Source organism: Streptococcus huangxiaojuni, from assembly GCF_040930515.1.
Lineage (GTDB): Bacteria > Bacillota > Bacilli > Lactobacillales > Streptococcaceae > Streptococcus > Streptococcus huangxiaojuni.
Map to the genome: position 1 here is coordinate 172,081 of NZ_JBFQEG010000003.1, position 20,983 is coordinate 193,063.

The window sequence follows — 20,983 nt, forward strand, 5'->3', positions numbered from 1 at the left end:
TGATGTCACTGCACAGCTCTTAGGGCGTGTTCGATTCATAAGATACAAAGCCCGTATAAAACGCAAAAGGAAAATAGGGGACTGACTGACGAATCGCCAGATTCTAAGTCAGGACATTTTTTTCCCGCAGCGTTTAGGGCGTGTTCAGTTCAATAAGATACAAAGCCCATCAAAAGAGCAAAGCAAAAATGACGGTAAGCCAGAAATCTTTGATTTCGTAGGCGCACCTCTGTCAAGACGACAAAGCTTTCAGACGTTTACGGCTAACTAACTTGAAATCAATTCTAAACTTAGCCTTATCTTTTTTGCACAGCTCTTAGGGCGTGTTCGATTCATAAGGTATAAGGGCTGTTTAGAAAGTCAAATAAAAATAGGAAAGACAAATCCCATTGTCAGCTCATATGGACTTAAGCTTCTCTCCCTGCTGCATTGAAAATGGGGCTTTCCCCAATCTATCAGCTTATTTACATTTTATCATAAAGCAAAGAAAAGAGTTGAATTGAAGTTTATGTCAGAAAAGGTCACACAGAATCAACTTATATTTGCTTAATCGCTTTATTTTTGCTATAATTTTAATCATATTAAATAGTACAGTGAAAATTAGGAGGGAGAAAGCCGTTTGATACCGCTGATTCCGCTGATATTCTCACTGTCATCTATGTAAGAAAATATAACATAAACCCGGTTAGCATTTGCCTAATGGCTTAATTTTTGCTATAATTTTAATCATATTGTATAAAGGAGATCAAGATGAAGAATTATTTTAAAGCATTGATTCTGGCAATGTTCTCGCTATTCTTTATGTCAGGTGCTAAGGCCGTGAATGCTGAAACGATTACTATCGTCTCAGATACTGCCTATGCTCCGTTTGAATTTAAAGATTCCGATCAGACCTATAAAGGGATTGACGTTGATATCATCAATGAAGTCGCCAAACGGCAAAATTGGGATATCAATATGACTTTCCCCGGCTTTGATGCTGCGGTCAATGCCGTCCAGGCCGGACAGGCTGATGCTTTGATGGCAGGAACAACGGTTACTAAGGAAAGGGAAAAGGTCTTTACCTTTTCTGATACTTATTATGATACGGCGGTTGTTCTCTACACACGTGATGACGGCAATATTTCAGATTACAGCCAGCTCAAAGGAAAGACGGTTGGAGTTAAGAACGGGACAGCAGCCCAAACATTTTTAGAAAAAAATAAAGATAAGTATGGCTACACCTTAAAAACATTTGACACCAGTGATTTAATGAACAACAGCCTGGATTCTGGATCTATTGATGCGGCCATGGATGATGAGCCTGTTGTGCAGTATGCCATCAATCAAGGGAAAAAGTATGCTATCAATATCGATGGCGAAGAGGTCGGGAGCTTTGCTTTTGCTGTAAAAAAAGGCAGCAAATACGAGTATCTTATTGACGAATTTAATCAGGCCTTTGCAGCCATGAAAGAAGATGGCACATATGACGAAATCATGGCTAAATGGCTGGGGACAGAAAACAACAATTTAGCTTCGACCGGCGATGCGTCCAGCAAAGCGACTCCAGTCAAAAGCAGCTACAAAATTGTTGCAGACTCTTCATTTGCTCCCTTTGAATTTCAGAACGACAGCGGTCAATATGTCGGTATCGATATGGAGTTAATTCAGGCAATCGCTGACCAGCAAGGCTTTACAATTGAAATCAGCAATCCGGGATTTGACGCCGCACTCAACGCTGTTCAGTCCAGTCAGGCCGATGCTGTTATTGCCGGTATGTCGATTACTGATGCCCGCAAGAAAATCTTTGATTTCTCGGATTCATATTACACATCAAATATCATTTTAGCTGTTAAATCCGGCAGTGACATCAGCAGTTACGAAGAGCTAGCCGGCTTAACAGTCGGCGCTAAAAACGGGACAGCTTCCTATAGCTGGTTTGAAGAACACGCGGCAGAATATGGTTACAGTTTAAAAGCCTTCGATGAAGCTTCGACCATGTATGACAGTCTAAATTCAGGATCCATCGATGCCTTAATGGATGATGAGGCAGTGCTGAAATATGCAATCTCTCAGGGTCGGAACTTTGATACTCCAATCAAAGGAGAAAAATCTGGAGAATATGGTTTTGCTGTAAAAAAAGGCAGCAATCCAGAGCTGATAGAAATGTTTAATAACGGTTTAGCAGCTCTTAAAGAGTCCGGACAGTATGATGAAATTATTGATAAGTATCTGGGATCAGAAACAAATAATGATAAGGCAGAAGACAGTACGGTAGATGAATCAACTATTTTTGGTCTAATAGCCAATAACTACGGCCAGCTTCTATCCGGTTTGGGAACAACGCTGATGTTAACGCTAGTATCCTTTGCCTGTGCAATGATTATCGGTATTATTGTCGGGATGATGGCTGTTACGCCTAGCCAAGCTCTGCGGACTGTTGCCTCTGTTTTTGTTGACGTTATTCGCGGTATCCCTCTGATGATTGTAGCAGCCTTTATTTTTTGGGGAATTCCCAATTTAATTGAATCGATTACGGGAAACCAAAGCCCGATCAATGACTTTTTGGCAGCTACTATTGCGCTGTCGCTCAACGGCGGAGCCTACATTGCAGAGATTGTCCGCGGCGGTATTGAGGCCGTTCCTATAGGACAGATGGAAGCCAGCCGCAGTTTGGGGATTTCCTACGGAACAACAATGCGAAAAGTTATTCTGCCTCAGGCTGTTAAACTGATGCTGCCCAACTTCATTAATCAGTTTGTTATTTCACTGAAAGATACGACAATTGTCTCGGCTATTGGTCTGATTGAGCTCTTTCAAACTGGGAAAATCATCATTGCCCGCAACTATCAATCCTTCCGTATGTATGCGATCCTGGCAATCATCTACCTTGTAATGATTACGCTGTTAACACGCTTAGCCAGACGTTTAGAAAAGAGGTTAAAATAATGGCAGAATTAAAAATTGATGTTCAGGACCTCCACAAATCTTTTGGAGATAACGAAGTTTTAAAAGGCATTACAACACAGTTCTATGAAGGTGATGTTGTCTGCATTATCGGTCCCTCTGGTTCGGGGAAATCTACTTTTCTGCGGACCCTTAACCTCCTTGAAAGCATTACCAGCGGGAAAGTTATTGTAGACGGCTATGAGCTGTCGGATAAAAATACTGATGTTGACAAAGCACGTGAAAATATTGGGATGGTATTCCAGCATTTTAATCTTTTCCCACATATGACCGTCCTTGAAAATATTTGTTTTGCCCCTGTAGAGCTGGGAAAGTATTCTCAGGAAGAGGCGGAAAAGGTCGGCATGGAGCTGCTGGAGAAAGTCGGCTTAGTTGAAAAGGCGGATGCGAAGCCGGACAGCTTATCAGGAGGCCAGAAACAGCGGGTAGCTATTGCCCGCAGTTTAGCCATGAACCCTGCTATCATGCTTTTTGATGAACCAACATCTGCTCTTGATCCTGAAATGGTCGGTGATGTTCTTAATGTTATGAAGGATTTAGCCCATCAAGGCATGACAATGCTGATCGTCACGCACGAAATGGGTTTTGCCCGTCAAGTGGCTAACCGTGTGATTTTTACTGACGGCGGTGAATTCTTAGAAGATGGCAGCCCTGAGGAAATCTTTGATCATCCTAAACACCCGCGCCTGCAGGATTTTCTAAACAAAGTTTTAAATGTCTGATACTAAAGATGTAAAGGACTTCGTCACTTTTGGGGACGAGTCCTTTTATTTGTACTTATAGGACTTTGCTTAATATAATATTTTGATATCTCTTTTTCTAGCAGGCTGAAAGTTTTTGTAAAACCAAAGGCTGATAATTTTTACAACTGCTGCAAGTTATATTTCAGCCCTGCAGTGCTCCTTTTCCCAGACGAAAAAGATTTTTTGCTTTCCTGCAGCAGGATATTGACACCGCTTTCATCATCTGTTATACTTAAAATAATCAATCTTAAGGAGGAAATAAAGCGCCATGGACAGCAAAAAGCTAATCTTTTGTTAGGCTTACCTGAACAAGTTTAGTTTTTTAGTGTGCGCTTTATTTTTTAAGTCAGCTTTACTTAGACAGTAAAGGCTTGTTTTTATAGCCTCACTTTACTCTTCTACTTGTCAGGTAGGAGAGTTTTTCTATCGCAAAAACCTGTCACGGCCAAAAATCAGCTGCTGCTCATCAGGCTGGACAGTGTTTGAAAGAAAGTGAGGTAGCTATGCTGCAACTTAACCATTTAACAATAAGGCACCGCCGTACAAACGCTGTACTAGTCCCCGATCTGACTGTCAGTATCCAAAAAGGAGACAAGGTCGCTCTGATCGGTCAGGAAGGGGTAGGAAAATCTACCTTGCTCTCTTACCTCTTTGATCCTGAAAGTATCAAAGAGTATGCAGACGTCCACGGCCAAATCAGCAATTTGTCCCGGCATATCAGCTATTTGCCCCAGCAAATGCCGGCAGCAGACTGGAGAAAAGACTGCTTTTCCTATCTTTATAACCCTGAGAGTGACAATGTTTTCGATTTTAACCGCTGCTTCCAACTTGCTAACGAGCTGGGCTTTGCCAGTACGCATTTTGATTCACCGCAGACTATTGGCAGTCTTTCTGGAGGAGAAAGGCTGAAACTGCAGCTCATAAAGCTCTTTTTGGCACCCTCAGATCTGCTCCTTCTTGATGAGCCGGCTAACGATTTGGACTTGGACAGTTTAGAATGGCTGCAAAATGCCATCCGACAAAACCAGCAAACCATTATTTTTATTTCCCATGATGAGCATTTACTGGCAAAAACAGCTAATAAAATCATTCATTTAGAATACCATAAAAAGAAAAAACAAGCTCTGGTACATACGAAAAAATGCAGCTATCTGGATTATATGGCTAATAGGCAAAGGCAATTTTCTAAGCAAAATGCACTGGCCAAAAAAGAACAGCAGGAAAGAAACAAGCAGCTGACTAAACTCAGGCGCTCTCAGTCAGCTGTTCATCATGCTCTCAATCAGACACGAAATGACATTGAAGGCCGGCTCTTAGCTAAAAAAATGAAAGCCCTGAAAGCTCAGCAAAAGCGCTTCGAACGAGAGAACAGACAAAAAGACCCAGTTCCTTATCAGACTGACACTGTCCATATTACTTTTCAAAAATTGCAGCCGTTGCCTGCGGGAAAGAAAATTCTCTGTTATGAACATGAACTGCTGCCCTTGCCTCAAGCAGGAAAAACCATTCCTATCAGCCTCACGGTATACGGACAGGATAAAATTGTCATTACCGGGCGCAATGGTATCGGCAAAACCTTCTTGTTAAAACACATTTACCAAAAGCTTAAAGAGCAAAAGGGCGCTTTGTCTATCGGATACATGCCGCAAAATTATGATGAAATCTGGGATGGTCAAGAAACAGCTCTGGAATTTTGCGGCAGAAGACACCAAAAAGAACAGGTACTGACCTATCTTTCCAGTTTACAGTTCAATTATGAAGACATTTATCGGCCGGTAAATAAACTTTCAGGAGGACAAAAAGCAAAACTCCTCCTCGCCCAGATGCTGCTCAACCAGCATAATATTTTACTGCTGGATGAACCCACCCGCAGTTTCTCACCTACTTCACAGAAATCTATCCGGCAAGTTCTCAAAGCCTACCCCGGCTGTATTATCAGTGTTTCTCATGACCGCAGCTATATCAGCCATGTCCCCAAAATAAGCTACCAGCTGACTGAAAAAGGACTGATAAAGAAGTAAAAAAGCCGGAAATCCAGCCGGCCTTGGGTTAAGGATCCTGCTGTTTTCCGGCTTCTTCTTCTCTTTTCTTCTCTTTTTCCAAGCGAATTTTGCGATTAGGGTTGAGTTTATTAAAAAGCTCTTCTAATTTTTCTGCATTCCAAACATCTGCTGCCGAAACAAAATTTCCGTCCTTATCTCTAAATGATATCGGTTTATCTCCCATAAAAGCCCTCTTTTCATTTTGAGTTAATAGCTAAAACTGAATACCTTAAGCTATCTCAAGCTGATTGAGTATCAGTCAACAAATTCAAATTCAAAACTGCCGATGCGTACAGTATCTCCGTCCTTAGCACCGCGGCTGCGCAAAGCTTCATCAACCCCCATGGCACGCAGCTGGCGAGAAAATTTCATGATAGCTTCATCACGCTCCATATTAGTCATCACAAAAAGCTTTTCTAATTTCTCACCTGATAATACCCAAGCGGCATCGTCAGCGCGGGAAATATCAAAAGGATGTTCATCATCGGCTGTAAAACCGTAATATGTTTCGGTCTGAGCCATATCAGCCTCGCTGTACAGAGGAAATTCAGGCGTTTTATCCAGCAAATCTGCTGTCGCTTCCATCAGATTTTCCAGCCCTTGATGCGTCTGGCCGGAAATAGGAAAAATCAGAGGCTGTTCGGCAAATTCGTCATATGCAGCAGCTAATTTTTTTCGAAAAATTTCCAGCTGTTCAGCTGCCTGAGGCATATCCATTTTATTGGCTACAATAATCTGCGGACGTTCTGCAAGACGAAGATTATAGGATTCCAGCTCCTTATTGATAGCCAAATAATCTTCATAAGGGTCACGTCCTTCTCCCGCAGACATATCAAGCACATGCAGAATCACCCGTGTTCTCTCGATGTGACGCAAAAACTGTGTCCCAAGGCCAACCCCTTGGCTGGCGCCCTCAATCAGTCCCGGCAAATCCGCCATCGCAAAACTTTCACCCGATTTTGTACGAACCATACCCAGATTAGGAACAATGGTTGTAAAATGGTAGGCACCGATTTTTGGACGGGCTGCTGTAACAACACTAAGCAAGGTTGATTTCCCGACTGAAGGGAAACCAACCAGACCCACGTCTGCCAGTATCTTTAATTCAAGCTCCAGCTCGCGTTCTTCACCGGGCTCCCCATTTTCTGAGATTTCAGGCGCCGGATTGCGAGGTGTCGCAAAGCGTATATTCCCGCGCCCTCCTCGGCCGCCATGGGCAACAGTAAATTCCTGATCCTTACGGACAAGATCGGCAAGTACTTTGCCTGTCTTTGCATCACGGACGGTCGTTCCCTGCGGAACAGGTACAACCAAGTCCTCAGCCCCTCGGCCGTGCATCCCCTTGGTCATCCCTTTTTCGCCGGACTTAGCTTTAAAGTGGCGATTATAGCGGAAGTCCATCAGGGTTCGCAGCCCCTCGTCTACTTTAAAAATGACATTGCCGCCCCGGCCGCCATCCCCCCCCCATGGGCCACCGTTGGCAACATACTTCTCACGGCGGAAAGCCACCATTCCATCACCGCCTCGGCCGGCTTTCACTTTGACAGCAGCCGTATCTAAAAACATACTCATCTATTTTATTCCCTCTTTTTTTCTGTTTCACAGAAGACAAAAAAACACAGCAGAAACAGTCGGAAACCGGATAAACTTCCGGAATTTTCAAAACCTCTTTCTGCCTGTCATTAACCATCCAAGTCTATTTTAAAATGATAATCGCTCCAGCTACTGACGGTTTTGCTTACAGCAGGACACTCAAAGCACTGATCAAAATACCGCCGACAGTCACAAGAACCATCAAAATGACAACAAATAATGTTAATTTTTCAAAAGCCGTTTTTTTACGTGGTCCATTATCACCAAATGCCAATTTTACCACCTCTTCATAATGATTTAAACATTTCTATCTTAACACGAAAGCAGCAATTTAGCAAATCTTAGCCGCCCATAAAACTTCACTCGGCAGAAAATATTGCTCCTTGCTTTCTGTTTAAAATAAAACTATTTTTCTGCCTCTTCACGGCCTTTGTATCTTGTGAATTGAACACGCCCTAAACGCTGCAGGAAAAAGATATGGCTAAGTTTAGAATTGATTTCAAGTTAGTTAGCCGTAGACGTCTGAAGGACGATTTAAAAAATAGTCCTTAATGTTTGTTATAGTGCTATGTGCAAGACGCAGTAGCCTAGTGGCACTTTAACGCTTTTTCAAAGCTTTAAATTGCCTACTAGGCTTTGCGGGGGTGGGACAACGAACTTTGTGGTCTGGGGTTCTGTCCCACTCCCTAGTCGTCTTGGCAGAGGTGCGCCTACGAAATCAAAGATTTCTGGCTTACCGTCATTTTTGCTTTGCTCTTTTGACGGGCTTTGTATCTTATTGAACTGAACACGCCCTAAGAGCTGTGAAAAAAAGATAACCTGTCCTAGAGCCTTTGAGGGCTCTTCGTCCAGTCTCCTATTTTTGCTTTGCTCTTTTGACGGCCTTTGTATCTTATTGAACTGAACACGCCCTAAGAGCTGTGAAAAAAAGATAGCCTGTCCTAGAGCCTTTGAGGGCTCTTCGTCCAGTCTCCTATTTTTGCTTTGCTCTTTTGATGGGCTTTGTATCTTATTTAAAGGAGATGTTACTAATGTTATTTCAGAAAATTTATCACACACAAGCTAAAGATTCTGCTAAATGCATGGAATCAGGCGAACTGGAGGTTCTTGCTACACCGGCTTTAGTTGCCTTCATGGAAAACACTGCTTTTACTCATCTGCAGCCGCAGCTAAAAGGGAATGAAACAAGTGTTGGTTCAGCCATATCTATTGAGCATTTAGCAGCCAGTCCAATCGGAACAGATATCCAAATTATCATCAGACAGATGACCCGGAAAGGGCGGCAGTACCACTTTTCAATTGCTGCTTATGAAGGAGAGGAACTCATTGGTAAGGCAGAACACACACGCGTAGCTGTAGACCGTGACAGATTCATCGCTAAGTTTCACTAGGCCGCCAGGGCTCCGATTCCTAAACTTTCCCTTTCGATTTTAACGAAGAACATAGTCGGCAATGGCAGATGAAACACCGTTTTGATCATTGCTTTCAGCAATAGCATCTGCCCTCTCTTTAACGGCCTGCGGTGCATTGCCCATAGCTACGCCAAGCCCTGCTGACTCTAACATGGGCATATCATTGAAGTTATCACCGATTGCCATCATCTGTTCAAGATTAAAATGGTAATAAGCAGCCAGCTCTCTAAGTGCTCTGTCTTTTGAAACAGTCTTTGCTGTCACTTCCAGATAATTATCCTTTGACAAATAGCAATGAATATATTTAAAGAGCTGCTTATTCAGCAACTGGTAGAGATTTTGAATTTCCTCTGCTTCTGCAATTAAAAGCAGCTTATGTACAGAAACTGTCTGCCGGCTGAGAAGATCAGTAAAATCAGTCAGAACAGGAATTTCTCCTGTAATGTCTGCTTCCAGCGAAACCCACTTATCTTTTTTTTCAACCAGCCAATCGGTTCCTGCGTAACAATTGACTGATATTTGAGGGAAATCATCTTTCAGTAGTTGCAGAAGACTGCTGACTTCTCCTTTGTCTAAGGGATCTTCGTAGATGAATTGATAGCTGTCTTTGTATTTTTGAACAATCAATGCTCCGTTGTAGCAAGCCATTGGAACTCCTTCAAGTCCTAAGGTCTGTGCTAAAGGGGCCATCCCGTAAGGTGATCTGGCCGAAGCCAGAATAAAGGGGATTGCTCTTTCTTTTAACTCTGCAACAGCCGCTTTTAACCCGGTGTCCAAATGATGCTGGCTGTCCAAAATAGTACCGTCAATATCGCTGATAATCAATTTTACCTCAGTCATAATATCTCCTTAGTAGCAAAAGGCTTTATTGGCTAAATAATATAGTATTAGTAAAGGACCTGTGTCTGACGTCCTATACTGTCCAGAAGAGCTTTATCAGGTTTCCTGTCACAAATCAGGTAATCAAAGTCTGCTAAGGAACACAGGACATGTGGTCCTTGCCGTTCCCACTTCCCTGCCTCGGCAATCAGAACCTTGGTCTGTGCCCGTTTGAGAGCCAGAGTCTTGACCTGCACGTCTTCGGCATCCGAAAAACTCACTTCTCCGCCTCGGAGACCGGCAGCTCCAATAAAGGCTATATCTAGGTGAAGCGATCGGAGCAGTTCTGCTTCTTTTAAGGAAAAATAGAAACGATTAGCAGCATAAAAACGCCCTCCAAGTAAGTGAAAATCGATTTGCTCCTTTTCCGAAAAAACAAGGGCATTGTCCAGAGAATGCGAATAGACAGTAAGGGGTAAATCCGTTAATTGGGCTAGGCGCAGCAGGCTAGTTGAAACATCAAAAAAATAATAGCCTCCCTGTTTGAGAAAAGGCAAGGCCAGCTGTGCCATTCTCTCCTTCTCTTCATTCAGTTCCTCTAAACGCTCTTTAAAAGCAGGAATCATAGATGGTTCAAGGATAGGCAAAATACCGCCATGTGTTCGCTTAACTCTGTGCTGCTGTGCTAAAAGTGCAAAGTCACGCCGAACAGTATCTCTGGAAACCTGCAGCTCTTCCATAGCTTTTTTGGCAGACAGCTCCCCCCGTTTCGCCAATATTTCCAGAATTTTCCTTAAACGCTGTTCTTGGTACATAGACTAACTCTCCTTATTTATATTATAACACAGGTTTAAGTGTTTGTAAGCATTTATAAGTATTTGTGAGTGCTTCACTTCGATGAAATTTTAGGAAATATTCTGTCAGCAGCATTTGGATTTCTTTACAGTTACAACATTAGTTCTATATATTTTTTGGGGTTTAGTGCTTCTTTACAAACTGATAATAAGTTATTGTTGTCATTTTAATTTTTTAAGCATTTGAGCTACTCTGTCTGCCTTAGGTCTTGACCTTCGACCTGCTCTAAGTACTATAATAAAAGAAAAACATTGGAGGTGCTAGTCATGAAAACAATTACTGTTGCTCGCGGCCCGCAAGAGGCTGCTGCTATTATCCTTGGTTGTATGCGGATGCCAGCTTTATCTGTTTCAGAGGCAGCGACAATGATCCAAACAGCTCTTGACTGCGGCGTCAATTTCTTTGACAACGCAACTGCCTACGGCAATGGAGAAGCTGAGACACGCTTTGGTCAAGCCTTTGCACGAAGTAGCAGCAAACGGGATGATGTCTTTATCCAATCAAAAGTTGGGCTCTGTTTTGAACGTAACGAGTTTGACTGGACTAAAGAAAATATTCTTAGCAGCGTTGATGACAGTTTGCGTCGGATGAAACTAGACTATTTAGATTCTGTCCTATTGCATCGGCCGGATTTAATTTTTGAGCCGGAACAAGTCGCTGAAGCGTTTGATACATTGGAAAAATCCGGTAAAGTTCGCTATTTCGGTGTTAGTAATGTTCCGCCAATGCAGTTGGAGCTGCTGAAAAAATATGTCAAACAGCCGCTCATTTTTAATCAGCTTCAGCTTTCTTTAGAACAGTCTCAGCTCATTGATCAGTCGCTTTATCTTAATAATAAGACAACCGATATGTCCATCGACCGAGATAATAGCATACTGGACTACTGCCGTTTGCATGATATTACGATTCAGGCCTGGTCCCCTCTTCAATATGGAATGTTTGAAGGCAGCTTCATTGATCATCCCAACTTCTCAGAACTGAACCAAGCTTTGCAGGAAATCGGGGACAAATACGGCATTTCCAAAGCGGCTGCAGCCATTGCTTGGATTCTGAGACATCCTGCCAATATGCAGGCCATTGTTGGCACGATGAATCCAGAACACTTGGCTGATGTCTGTACAGCCGCTAATGTTAAACTGACCCACCACGAATGGTATCATCTCTATCTCGCTGCCGGAAAATACTTACCATAAGCAAGCAAAATCTAAGCTGGTTTTGAAAAACTGTCTATCTCTTTACTTCACTGGCTGGTAAGATCTGACCTTACCTTCTCACCTCAATTTTTTAAAACTTGCTAAGCAGCTGCACAGAAATCCATAAAATTCCTACAATTATGCCCCCAAAGCTGAACTAAAATTAGCTTTGAGGGCTTTTTCAATGCAATATTGAATGAAAATTTACCAAGAAACATTCTAGTATATACGGCACTCAGGCTGTCTTATCTTGTCAAAACTAGGCATAATTAATTTCTATAAGCCAAATGAGCAGCTGAGCGGGAGGGTAATAAAATCGATATTCTCGAAATAATAATTTTTGCCCCACTTCTTTTTAAGCTTTAGATTAATAACTTTTCGATAGTTTTCAGCACTCCGCTGTCATCATTAGAAGGCGCAATGGCTGAAGCTGCTGCTTTTACATCTGCACTGCCATTAGACATAGCATAGGAGTATTTAGCCAGCTTGAGCATTTCAATGTCGTTGCCGCCATCACCAAAAGCTGCCAGCTCTTCTGCAGTGACACCCCACCTATCCAATAAATAAGCCATTGCAGTTCCTTTATTGACACCTTCAGCAATCACATCAATATTTCCATGACCGCTGGTTACGGCAACAACCTTTCCTTCCAGTTTATCATTCAAGGCATCGACAATGGCATACGTTTGGTTTTCCGGGCTGTTGAATGAAAACTTCATAAAATTATCATCGGGCAATTGAGCAAATGTTTCTACTGCTGTCAAACGATGGTAATAAATAGAAAAATAATCCTTAACTTCCTGAGCCGATGCCTGCAAAATATAGGCTGACTGCTCACCGCATAAAACCAGTTCATGATCAAACTTATTTTCTATCAGATAATCCAGCACAAGGCGCACAGTATCATTACTCAGACGGTGACTCTTGATAAAACTGCCGTTTTCAACAATATAAGCCCCATTTTCTCCGACAAAAGTGATACGGTCTTTTAATTCAGGAAAAAAAGACTGAATTTGGTAGTATTGATTGCCGGAGATACTGACAAAACGAATGCCTTGGTCTGTCATTTTTTCAAAAAGCACTTTGAAGTGTTTGCGGTCATAGTCATTTCGGCTATTTAAAAACGTACCGTCCATATCTGTTGCGACAACTTTAATCATGTGTTAGTCCTTCCTTTTGTTCAATTGTCTTCATCACACGGCAAGGCACACCGCCCGCCAAGCTGTTGGCCGGAATATCCTTTGTTACCACACTGCCAGAGGCAATGACACAGCCGTCTCCGATTGTCACACCAGGCATAACATTGACATTGGCCCCCAGCCAAACATTATTGCCGACAGTAATCGGCAAAGCTTGTTCAAGTCCAGCATTGCGGCGCTGATAGTCCAGAGGGTGGTTGGCTGTATAAAAACCTGTTGAAGGCCCTACAAAAACATGATTTCCAAGAGTCACTTTTGCGCCGTCCATAAAATAGCAATTAACATTGACGAAACAGCTTTTACCAAAGCTGATGTTTTCACCATAATCACAAGTAAAAGGACTGAGCAGGACCAAACCTTCATAAGTTCGACCAAAAAGCTCAGCCATGACTGCTGAACGTTCTTTTTCCAAGCTTGGCTTTAGTTGATTAAGTTCAAAACATAGGTCCTGAGCCGCCAACCGCTTTTGGATCAATTCCGGATCAAAATTAGCATCGTACCAGTCACCTGACTGCATTTTCTCACTTTCCGTTACCATCTACACCTCCTTTAAACAAGATACAAAGCCCGTTAAAAAATCCGTATGAAAATAGGGGATGGCAAGTGATGCTGGCATCACGCTGACAGCCATCTTTTTCACTAGGATTTTAGGGCGTGTTCAATTCACAAGATACAAAGCCCGTCAAAAGAGCAAAGCAAAAATGACGGTAAGCCAGAAATCTTTGATTTCGTAGGCGCACCTCTGCCAAGACGACTAGAAGGGTGCGGTCGGCTGTCAAGACGACAAAGCTTTCAGACGTCTACGGCTAACTAACTTGAAATCAATTCTAAACTTAGCCTTATCTTTTTTGCACAGCTCTTAGGGCGTGTTCAGTTCCAACAAGATACAAAGGGCGTTAAGAACGCAAAAGGAAAATAGGGGACTGACTGACGAATCGCCAGATTCTAAGTCAGGACATCTTTTTCCCGCAGCGTTTAGCCCATGTTCAATTAACAAGATACAAAGCCCGTTAAGAACGCAAAAGGAAAATAGGGGACTGACTGACGAATCGCCAGATTCTAAGTCAGGATATCTTTTTCCCGCAGCGTTTAGCCCATGTTCAATTAACAAGCTACAAAGCCCGTCAAAAGAGCAAAGCAAAAATGACGGTAAGCCAGAAATCTTTAATTTCGTAGGCGCCCCTCTGCCAAGACGACTAGAAGGGTGCGGTCGGCCGCAGGACGACAAAGCCTTCAGACGTTTACGGCTGGCGGTAAGTCCGAAATCTTTGATTCCGCAGGCGCACCTCTTTTGCCAAAGGCAAAAAGGTCGTCTCAGGCTCTCTTGTTTTCTTTAAAGATTTATCTTTTCTCCTCTATCTCCTGCTGCTTATCAGTTTTGAAATCCCGGTTTTTCCGGATGATAAGATCTGTATGACTGCTCCTGAAAGGAGGACTTGAAGCATAATAGACAAAAACAGATAAGCAAAAGTTGAGTGACTAAGAACAAAAGCTGCTGCTGTCTCTATTTGCTCTCCAAGCAAAGCAGACACCACAAGAGCCACAGTAAAGCTTTTTCCTACCTTTTTTAAAAACATCTGGGCAAAAGGCCAGTTATGACGAATATAGTCAGCTAGGCCAATGGCTAAGAGCGTTCCTGCAAGGGACCCTATGATAACCATGCCGTAAGGCTCGTACTGCCTAACAATCATATTCATTCCTCCGATATAGATCATATAAGCCCAAACAGGGGAAAGAATAAAATACAAGAAGGAATTGTTGAGGACGGTTTGCAGCCATTGTTTTTGATGAAACTGGTGACCTAAACGGTAAAAAATGATGGCATAACAGGCTATATCAAGGCTCCAAGGCAGCCAATAGCCCATTTCTCCAAGAGTTAAACCAAGCAGAGATAGGCTGAGGCAGCAAGCCCATTTCAGCCTATCTGTTTTGAGCAGTCTGTCCACTGCTGTATAAATCAAACTAATGAGAAAGAGCAGCAAAATGAAAGCAGCCAAACCAACTGATGGCAGAGCCGTCCAGAGCTCTTTGGTCAAAGACAGACCAAAAAGATATTGGGACAGTTTATCATCAAGAAAGGAGGGCGTCCAGCGGTTTACCTGAAGCAGTAAGTCTCCTATAACCAAAAGACCGTATGGCAGCAGAAAAGAGCCTAGGCTGTTCTTTATTGTTTTGATGACACTTTTAGAGCTGCCATAGCTATAGCCATACAGAAAAACAAGAGCCGGTATCTGGCAGGAAAAAAGGATTGTCCGCAAGTTCCCATCAATCCTAAACAAACTGAACAGTATTGATAAAAACAGCAGACCTTTGGCTATATCAACCGTAAGCGTATTCTCATCAAGACCTTCTGTCTGCCTTTTTTCTAAGAAGCTTGATTTTCGCCTTGAAAAAGAGTGTTTGAGCTTTTCTACTGCTGAGGCCGTCAAAACAGCAAAAAGAATTTCAATTGCAATACATGCCCAGACTCTTAGATTCCCTTCCAGCTTCAATAAATCTAGGCTTTTATTAACATAAGGTGCCAAAACTTCTAAGGCATACAAGTGAGTGCATAAAACGGTCAGAGAAATCCTCCCGATATATTCAAGAATACGGCCCTTGTAAATAACAGAGATGCCATATACCAGCAAACAGCCTGATAAACCGACTAAAACAGATACAATGACATCACTGATGTCGGCTGTAACAAAGTTGACATTACAGTAGCCCAAAAAGATTCCCAGCAGCAAAATAATCTGAGCAAAGAGATAGTGGGACCATCTTACTTTTGAAAGCAAATCATGCTTACGTATGGCAAATCCAATCCACATAAAAAAGGCTGCTGTCATGCCGGACTGAATGCTGAAAGGAAGCCATAGGAACTGTGCCGAAATATGGCCGGTTAGGGCAATAAGGGCTAAGGCTGTTCCGGCATAAGCATCGTTTTCACCGAAATAATTTAGAACAGCTTGAAGCAAAAGTCCAGCAAAAAACATGGCTGGAAGAAACCATATGGCACCTATCTTGCTGCCCAGCTCAATTGTTCCAAATACTGTATAGGTCCCTGAAGCAAAAAAACTTCTGACAAGGTCTCGACTGATTAGTCTTGTAATGCTTGCAGTAGAACTCTCATGATAAATGAGATAGCTGTTAAAAATATCCGTCAGCATAATCAGCAAACAGGTGTAGAAATACGGAACCATTAAGCGGGAAAAGCGCGCATTCAAATAATCGCCGTTTATTCTTTTCTTTTTTGAAGTGTAGCCGGACAGGACAAAAAATATCACCAAATGTATCCCGTACACAAAACTAAAATTCCATATCCCTTCGAGTCCTGCGCTTACATGCCCAATAATCACCAGCAATATGGCAATCCCTTTTGCAGTATCAATCCACTTTTCCCTCATTTTTCCCTTTTCTTTCCCTATCCCTAATTGATTGTGATGCTTGTGTCAGACAACTCTTGTTTTGTACCTTGTTTAGATAAGATAGCTTTCTTTAGTTTTCCGAGAGCCAATGCCCAATCAGCAATTCAGTACTATTATACCGCTAAAATCAATAAAAGACCACAGCAATAATAGGTTTAATTGCTGCGGCCTATTTTTTATCTTTTACTGCGGTCATTGACCAGCTCTCCGCCTTTAAATCCGTGAAAAGAGAGCAGCTCAGATGCCTTTGCTTCCTTCATCCTTCTTATAAGCAATGTGAATGATTTAGCGGCCGGCCCGCCGACTAGCTCACCTTTTTCATCGGAGCTGTACATTGTTGCCAGTTCATGAAATGTCCATTATGTCGCTCTCAGCCTCCAAATAAACATATTGGCTTCTTTTTCGGTCACTTCTTCAAAATCCGAAAAATCATTAAAGAAAAGCAGTCCTACCAAGCTTCTTGTTCAATCCAGCCTTCTTCGACAGTGTAATCTTCTGTCACACCGTTAGAATAGCGGACAATTTTTGGGTGCTTAGTTTTGATGAAAAAAATAGTGCGTTATCATATCAATCAGCGCTTTCTATTCCGACTTAGAATACTAAAGATTTATTCAAATTAAGCAATTTTTAGTTATTAGTTAATTGTTAAGTCACAGTCATATGTAACTTTGACTATTTCCCTCTAATTCCTTATAAATGGGAAGATTGAGCGAGACTTCTTTTAGCAACTAGTCAAGGTAACCATCGTGTTTTGAATGAACTAAATGTATTTCTTGTCCCTCATTTTGTAACTTTTCCGCTCGCTTCTCACCCCAAACGGACAGTTCTACCAGCAATTTTCTAAGATTTTTCCCTTCCTCAGTAAGATAGTATTCCACACGGGGAGGAATCTCAGAAAAGCTTTTACGACTGATTATGCCATCCCCTTCTAATTCGCGTAATTGCTCAGTCAGTACTTTTTGTGATATATCAGGAATCATACGCAATAGCTGGCCATTACGCATGGGCATCTTTCCGATGTAGCATAATAACAGTGGCTTCCACTTTCCGCCAATTGCTTCTAACGTAATGTTGATACCCATTTGATAAATTTTATCTTTCACCTGCTCACCTCTAATCAGCAAATTCTTACTTTTAAGTAACTACCTCACTTAAAAGTGCCTACTTTTAGTATAGCATAAAAACGGTTACAATATAGAGTAGAAACATTTTTAAAAGGAGACCCCTATGTCAAAACATTATCAGTTTCTTGAACCTTACACTTTTGAAAATGGTGTAACCGTTAAAAACCGTATCGTTATTCCCCCAATGACTGAGGCTTCTAGTTTAGAAGATGGCTCAATTTCTAAAGATGAGTTAGCATACTTTGAATCACATACAGGTGGAGCGGGTATTTTTGTATCACCAGTTGCTAATGTCTCTGCTGATGGTAAAGGTTTCGAAGGACAGCTCTCTATTACGGATGATCGTTTTTTACCTGGTTTGACAAAAATGGCTTCAGCTATGAAAAATAATGGCACCAAAGCCATTCTACAAATTTTTCATGCCGGCCGTATGTCGTCAACAGCTATTCTCAGAGGAGTCCAGCCCGTCAGTGCCAGTGCTGTTGCTGCACCACGTCCCGATGCTGAAACACCTCGTGAATTGACAACTGAGGAAGTGCAGAAAATTGTTGATGATTTTGGACAAGCAACACGCCGCGCTATTCTGGCTGGATTTGACGGTATTGAACTGCATGGTGCAAATACCTACCTTATGCAACAATTCTTTTCACCCCATTCTAATCGTAGGACAGATAAATGGGGAGGAGATGTAAAAAATCGCATGACCTTTGCTCTTGAAATCATCAAAAGTGTGCGTGCAGCTATTGATAAATATGCAACTAAACCTTTTATTGTTGGATATCGGATTTCGCCTGAAGAAATTGAGGAACCTGGAATCCGACTAGAAGATACCCTCCAATTTATTGACGTTTTATCTGAACAACCTATTGATTACTTACATATTTCAATGGGCTATGCTTGGAGAACATCACTAAACAATAAAAACGATAAGGAACCTATTATTTTCAAAATTAAAGAAAGAGTGGCTGGACGCAAGCCTTTAATTTCAGTTGGTTCCATCCAAACACCCGAAGAAGCTGAAGAAGTTATCCAATCGGGTATTGATTTCGTCGCTTTAGGTCGCCAGTTCCTTCGTGAACCTCGTTGGGTGCAAAAAGTTGAACTAGGACAAGAAGAAAGTATTCGCTATACTATCTCTGATGCTGAATTAGAAGAGCTCGGAATCAATAATGCCTTCTACAACTTTCTAAAAATGTTGGGTGCCGACATGAATTTTGTTGGAGAAAAGCACAAGGATAATTTCTCAGAAGAACTTGGCTCTATTGAAGGCAACTATTAACAATAACGAAATAAATAGCTTGCTCACAAAGACAGTGTCACTTCTAATTTTAATCCATAAAGCCCTTGGAATCATTCGATTTCAAGGGCTTTATAACTATATTGGCTCTATAATTTCTGTAGTGGGTAAAATCCCAACTAAGAAGTTATGGAGCTTTTTGAGTATACAAAAAGTCCCATATGACTTAAAATTTAAAGTGACGAAACAATAAATGGAATGAACCATATGAGACAACTCTATAATACTACAGAATTAATCGGAATTAAAGATAAAAATATCACTTTAACTAAATTACTATCATTTTAAATTCTGCACAATTTCAAATAAGTGTGCTGCCTCTTCCGAGCAAAGAAAAACACCTAGAATGTGCTCTAGGTGCCTATTTAATTAATTTCATGCGGATTTCTTAATCAGACAGTGCCTCTTGTTTTTCCATAAAAAGTCTCTGTACATCTCTTCGTTGAGATTACTTTTTTAGTATAAAGTCGAATCACCTCATGGATTCATCCTCAGTCCTGCTCATTTTTCTGAGTGCTTAAAAAGGCAATAGCTTCTTTGTATTTTTTTGACCGTTCTCTATCTCTAGAAGTTACATAAGGCAGCCTTGATAAGTCAGAATTATGTTTTAAGTCCGCTAGTTTAACTGCCCTAGCAAGCGGATTCGTCTTGACATTGTTCAGATAGTCTTGATAGGACTGTCCTTTTTTCTTGCTAATAAGGTCAACTGCTGTCACAACCTCATCAGGAAAACCTGCCCTGCGCAAATCCGACAGGCTGCAGCTTGTGTCTTCTATGACATCATGCAGATATGCTACTGCTTTTTCATTATCTTTATCCACAAGAGAAGCGACTGTTTCTGGGTGCCTAATGTATTCAACACCCGCTTTATCTACTTGACCGCTGTGTGCTTTCTTGGCGATTTCATGCGCCAGTTCAACAATATTTATCATGTCGCTCTCAGCCCCCAAATAAACATATTAACTTCTTTTTCGGTCACTTCTTCAAAATCTGAAAAATCATTAAAAAACAAGCGGTCAAACCAAGCTTCCTGTTCAACCCAGCCTTCTTCGACAGTGTAAACTTCTGTCACACCCTTAGAATAGCAGACGATTTTTGGGTGCTCAGTTTTGATGAAAAAATAGTGCGTTATCATATCAATCAGCGCTTTCTATTCCGACAGTATTGACGCCATTATGCGTTTTTGGACAGCCATTGTTTTTGTTCTTGCCATTGCAGGAACAGTAGACAATTTCATTTTATCACAAGGTTTTTTAGCCTTCAAAATATTTTTGAAATCCAGCCGTTTCTGCAAAAAAACCGTTAGTCGCCTAGTAATGGTGTTCTTACACTTATTTTTCAGGACAGCTGTCAGTACCAGTCATGCTTTTCATCTCTATTTAACTGATTAATTTCCTGCATCTCTTCTTCGGTCAATTGAAAATCAAAAATAGCCTGGTTCTCAGCTTGATGCTCTGGATTGCTGGATCCGGGAATGGTAATAATCTGACGCTGCTGTTCCCATCTAAGAATGATTTGCGCAACTGATTTGTCATATTTTTCTGCAATTTTTTCAAGAACAGGATCGCTGAGAAGCTCTTCTTGATAGCCTCTGCCGCCCAATGGATACCAAGCCTCTACCACGATACCCAGACTTTGGATATAAGTCGTTGCCTCGCTATCTTGATAATAGGGATGAATTTCATTTTGAACAAGGGCTGGCATCGTTTCCACTTGTGGTAAAAAGGCTTTTAACTCATCAATATAATAATTAGATAAGCCGATAGATTTAATTTTTCCAGCTTTCTGATATTTTTCCATGGCCTGATAGGCTTTGACATCATTATCTCCTGGATGATGGAGCAGCATCATGTCAATATAATCAATATCGAGTTCGTCCAAAGCTGCTTCAATTGCAGATTCAGGGTCGTCAAACTGGCTGGGGTAAATTTTTGTCGTTAGAAAAATCTCTTCACGTGGAATGCCTGACTCTCGAATAGCTTCGCCGATTTCCTTTTCATTATGATACATATAAGCTGTATCAATCAGACGATAGCCTTGCTTAAGTGCACTGCTGACCGCCTCCTTCACTGTCGAACCTGTTAAACTATAGGTCCCAAGACCGTAAACTGGCATGATATTCCCATCATTTAACGTGACTGTTTGCTTTTTGGCATCAAACTGAGGCATAATGGCAGCGCTCCCTTCTTTTTGAATGGGTTTCGTGCTGGATTGTTTCGATTGATTAGACAGTCCCCGCCAGAAGCCCGCTCCCACTAAAGCAAGCAAAAGGACCAGAACTGCCAATAGTTTTTTTCGCATCATTATCCTCACTTTAAAATCTTCATATCTCCAAAGTAACTATCAATCTGCC

At 41.7% G+C, this 20,983-nt stretch carries 18 protein-coding genes; 6 read left to right on the forward strand and 12 right to left on the reverse strand.

Translation table 11 applies throughout. The annotated features are described in order from the left end of the window. Window positions 1-750: 750 nt before the first annotated feature. The 3 genes from AB3329_RS03475 (at window position 751) to AB3329_RS03485 (ending at window position 5,710) form a co-directional block, all read left to right on the forward strand. Window positions 751-2,928, forward strand: coding sequence for an ABC transporter substrate-binding protein/permease (locus AB3329_RS03475; RefSeq protein ID WP_368394354.1), 2,178 nt, complete (start codon window positions 751-753; stop codon window positions 2,926-2,928). Continuing rightward, window positions 2,928-3,668, forward strand: a complete 741-nt coding sequence (locus AB3329_RS03480; protein ID WP_368394355.1) for an amino acid ABC transporter ATP-binding protein — start codon at window positions 2,928-2,930, stop codon at window positions 3,666-3,668. The genes AB3329_RS03475 and AB3329_RS03480 overlap by 1 nt, the downstream gene beginning before the upstream one ends. A 524-nt stretch (window positions 3,669-4,192) precedes the next feature. After that, window positions 4,193-5,710 (forward strand): ATP-binding cassette domain-containing protein, encoded by a 1,518-nt coding sequence (locus AB3329_RS03485; RefSeq protein WP_368394356.1) that lies wholly within the window; start codon window positions 4,193-4,195, stop codon window positions 5,708-5,710. 28 nt (window positions 5,711-5,738) lie between these two features. Here AB3329_RS03485 and AB3329_RS03490 read toward each other — a convergent pair whose 3' ends face one another. The 3 genes from AB3329_RS03490 to AB3329_RS03500 form a co-directional block, all read right to left on the reverse strand. Further along, window positions 5,739-5,915, reverse strand: a complete 177-nt coding sequence (locus AB3329_RS03490; RefSeq protein ID WP_368394357.1) for a hypothetical protein — start codon at window positions 5,913-5,915, stop codon at window positions 5,739-5,741. A 71-nt stretch (window positions 5,916-5,986) separates the two neighbouring features. Continuing rightward, the gene (gene obgE / locus AB3329_RS03495; protein ID WP_368394358.1) at window positions 5,987-7,303 is read right to left on the reverse strand and encodes a GTPase ObgE; all 1,317 of its coding nucleotides are present in this window, start codon (window positions 7,301-7,303) and stop codon (window positions 5,987-5,989) included. A gap of 166 nt (window positions 7,304-7,469) precedes the next feature. Further along, complete coding sequence (locus AB3329_RS03500) at window positions 7,470-7,598, reverse strand: DUF4044 domain-containing protein (protein ID WP_067061249.1); 129 nt, start codon at window positions 7,596-7,598, stop codon at window positions 7,470-7,472. Between the two features lie 757 nt (window positions 7,599-8,355). Here AB3329_RS03500 and AB3329_RS03505 point away from each other — a divergent pair. Continuing rightward, window positions 8,356-8,715 (forward strand): thioesterase family protein, encoded by a 360-nt coding sequence (locus AB3329_RS03505; protein WP_368394359.1) that lies wholly within the window; start codon window positions 8,356-8,358, stop codon window positions 8,713-8,715. Window positions 8,716-8,754: 39 nt separating this feature from the next. On the opposite strand, the gene AB3329_RS03510 is transcribed toward AB3329_RS03505, so the two are convergent. Then, complete coding sequence (locus AB3329_RS03510) at window positions 8,755-9,576, reverse strand: HAD family hydrolase (protein ID WP_438272889.1); 822 nt, start codon at window positions 9,574-9,576, stop codon at window positions 8,755-8,757. Between the two features lie 47 nt (window positions 9,577-9,623). Continuing rightward, window positions 9,624-10,370: a DeoR/GlpR family DNA-binding transcription regulator gene (locus AB3329_RS03515; protein WP_368394360.1), complete on the reverse strand. Its 747-nt coding sequence runs from the start codon at window positions 10,368-10,370 to the stop codon at window positions 9,624-9,626. Window positions 10,371-10,676: 306 nt separating this feature from the next. Here AB3329_RS03515 and AB3329_RS03520 point away from each other — a divergent pair, with 306 nt between their 5' ends. Beyond that, entirely contained in the window at window positions 10,677-11,603 is a 927-nt protein-coding gene (locus tag AB3329_RS03520) for an aldo/keto reductase (protein ID WP_368394361.1), read from the forward strand. A 362-nt stretch (window positions 11,604-11,965) separates the two neighbouring features. Here the strand turns inward: AB3329_RS03520 and AB3329_RS03525 are convergent, their stop codons facing one another. The 4 genes from AB3329_RS03525 to AB3329_RS03540 all read right to left on the reverse strand — a co-directional run bounded on the left by AB3329_RS03525 (window position 11,966) and on the right by AB3329_RS03540 (window position 17,291). Beyond that, the gene (locus tag AB3329_RS03525; protein ID WP_368394362.1) at window positions 11,966-12,763 is read right to left on the reverse strand and encodes a Cof-type HAD-IIB family hydrolase; all 798 of its coding nucleotides are present in this window, start codon (window positions 12,761-12,763) and stop codon (window positions 11,966-11,968) included. Continuing rightward, window positions 12,756-13,340 carry a sugar O-acetyltransferase gene (locus AB3329_RS03530; protein ID WP_368394363.1) on the reverse strand — a complete coding sequence of 195 codons (585 nt, stop codon included), beginning with the start codon at window positions 13,338-13,340 and terminating at the stop codon, window positions 12,756-12,758. Before AB3329_RS03530 ends, AB3329_RS03525 begins: the two co-directional genes overlap by 8 nt. A gap of 817 nt (window positions 13,341-14,157) precedes the next feature. Beyond that, complete coding sequence (locus AB3329_RS03535) at window positions 14,158-16,188, reverse strand: acyltransferase family protein (protein ID WP_368394364.1); 2,031 nt, start codon at window positions 16,186-16,188, stop codon at window positions 14,158-14,160. 749 nt (window positions 16,189-16,937) lie between these two features. Then, a complete protein-coding gene (locus tag AB3329_RS03540; protein WP_368394383.1) occupies window positions 16,938-17,291 on the reverse strand; it encodes a winged helix-turn-helix transcriptional regulator in 354 nt (117 codons plus the stop codon). Window positions 17,292-17,436: 145 nt separating this feature from the next. Between AB3329_RS03540 and AB3329_RS03545 the strand changes: the two genes are divergently transcribed. Further along, complete coding sequence (locus AB3329_RS03545; protein ID WP_368394365.1) at window positions 17,437-18,612, forward strand: NADH-dependent flavin oxidoreductase; 1,176 nt, start codon at window positions 17,437-17,439, stop codon at window positions 18,610-18,612. Window positions 18,613-19,121: 509 nt separating this feature from the next. Here AB3329_RS03545 and AB3329_RS03550 read toward each other — a convergent pair. From AB3329_RS03550 to AB3329_RS03560, 3 genes are all read right to left on the reverse strand, one after another. Then, complete coding sequence (locus tag AB3329_RS03550; RefSeq protein WP_368394366.1) at window positions 19,122-19,562, reverse strand: HD domain-containing protein; 441 nt, start codon at window positions 19,560-19,562, stop codon at window positions 19,122-19,124. Further along, a complete protein-coding gene (locus AB3329_RS03555; RefSeq protein ID WP_368394367.1) occupies window positions 19,559-19,765 on the reverse strand; it encodes a hypothetical protein in 207 nt (68 codons plus the stop codon). The genes AB3329_RS03550 and AB3329_RS03555 overlap by 4 nt, the downstream gene beginning before the upstream one ends. A 215-nt stretch (window positions 19,766-19,980) precedes the next feature. Next, a complete protein-coding gene (locus AB3329_RS03560) occupies window positions 19,981-20,934 on the reverse strand; it encodes an aldo/keto reductase (RefSeq protein ID WP_368394368.1) in 954 nt (317 codons plus the stop codon). Window positions 20,935-20,983: the final 49 nt, after the last annotated feature.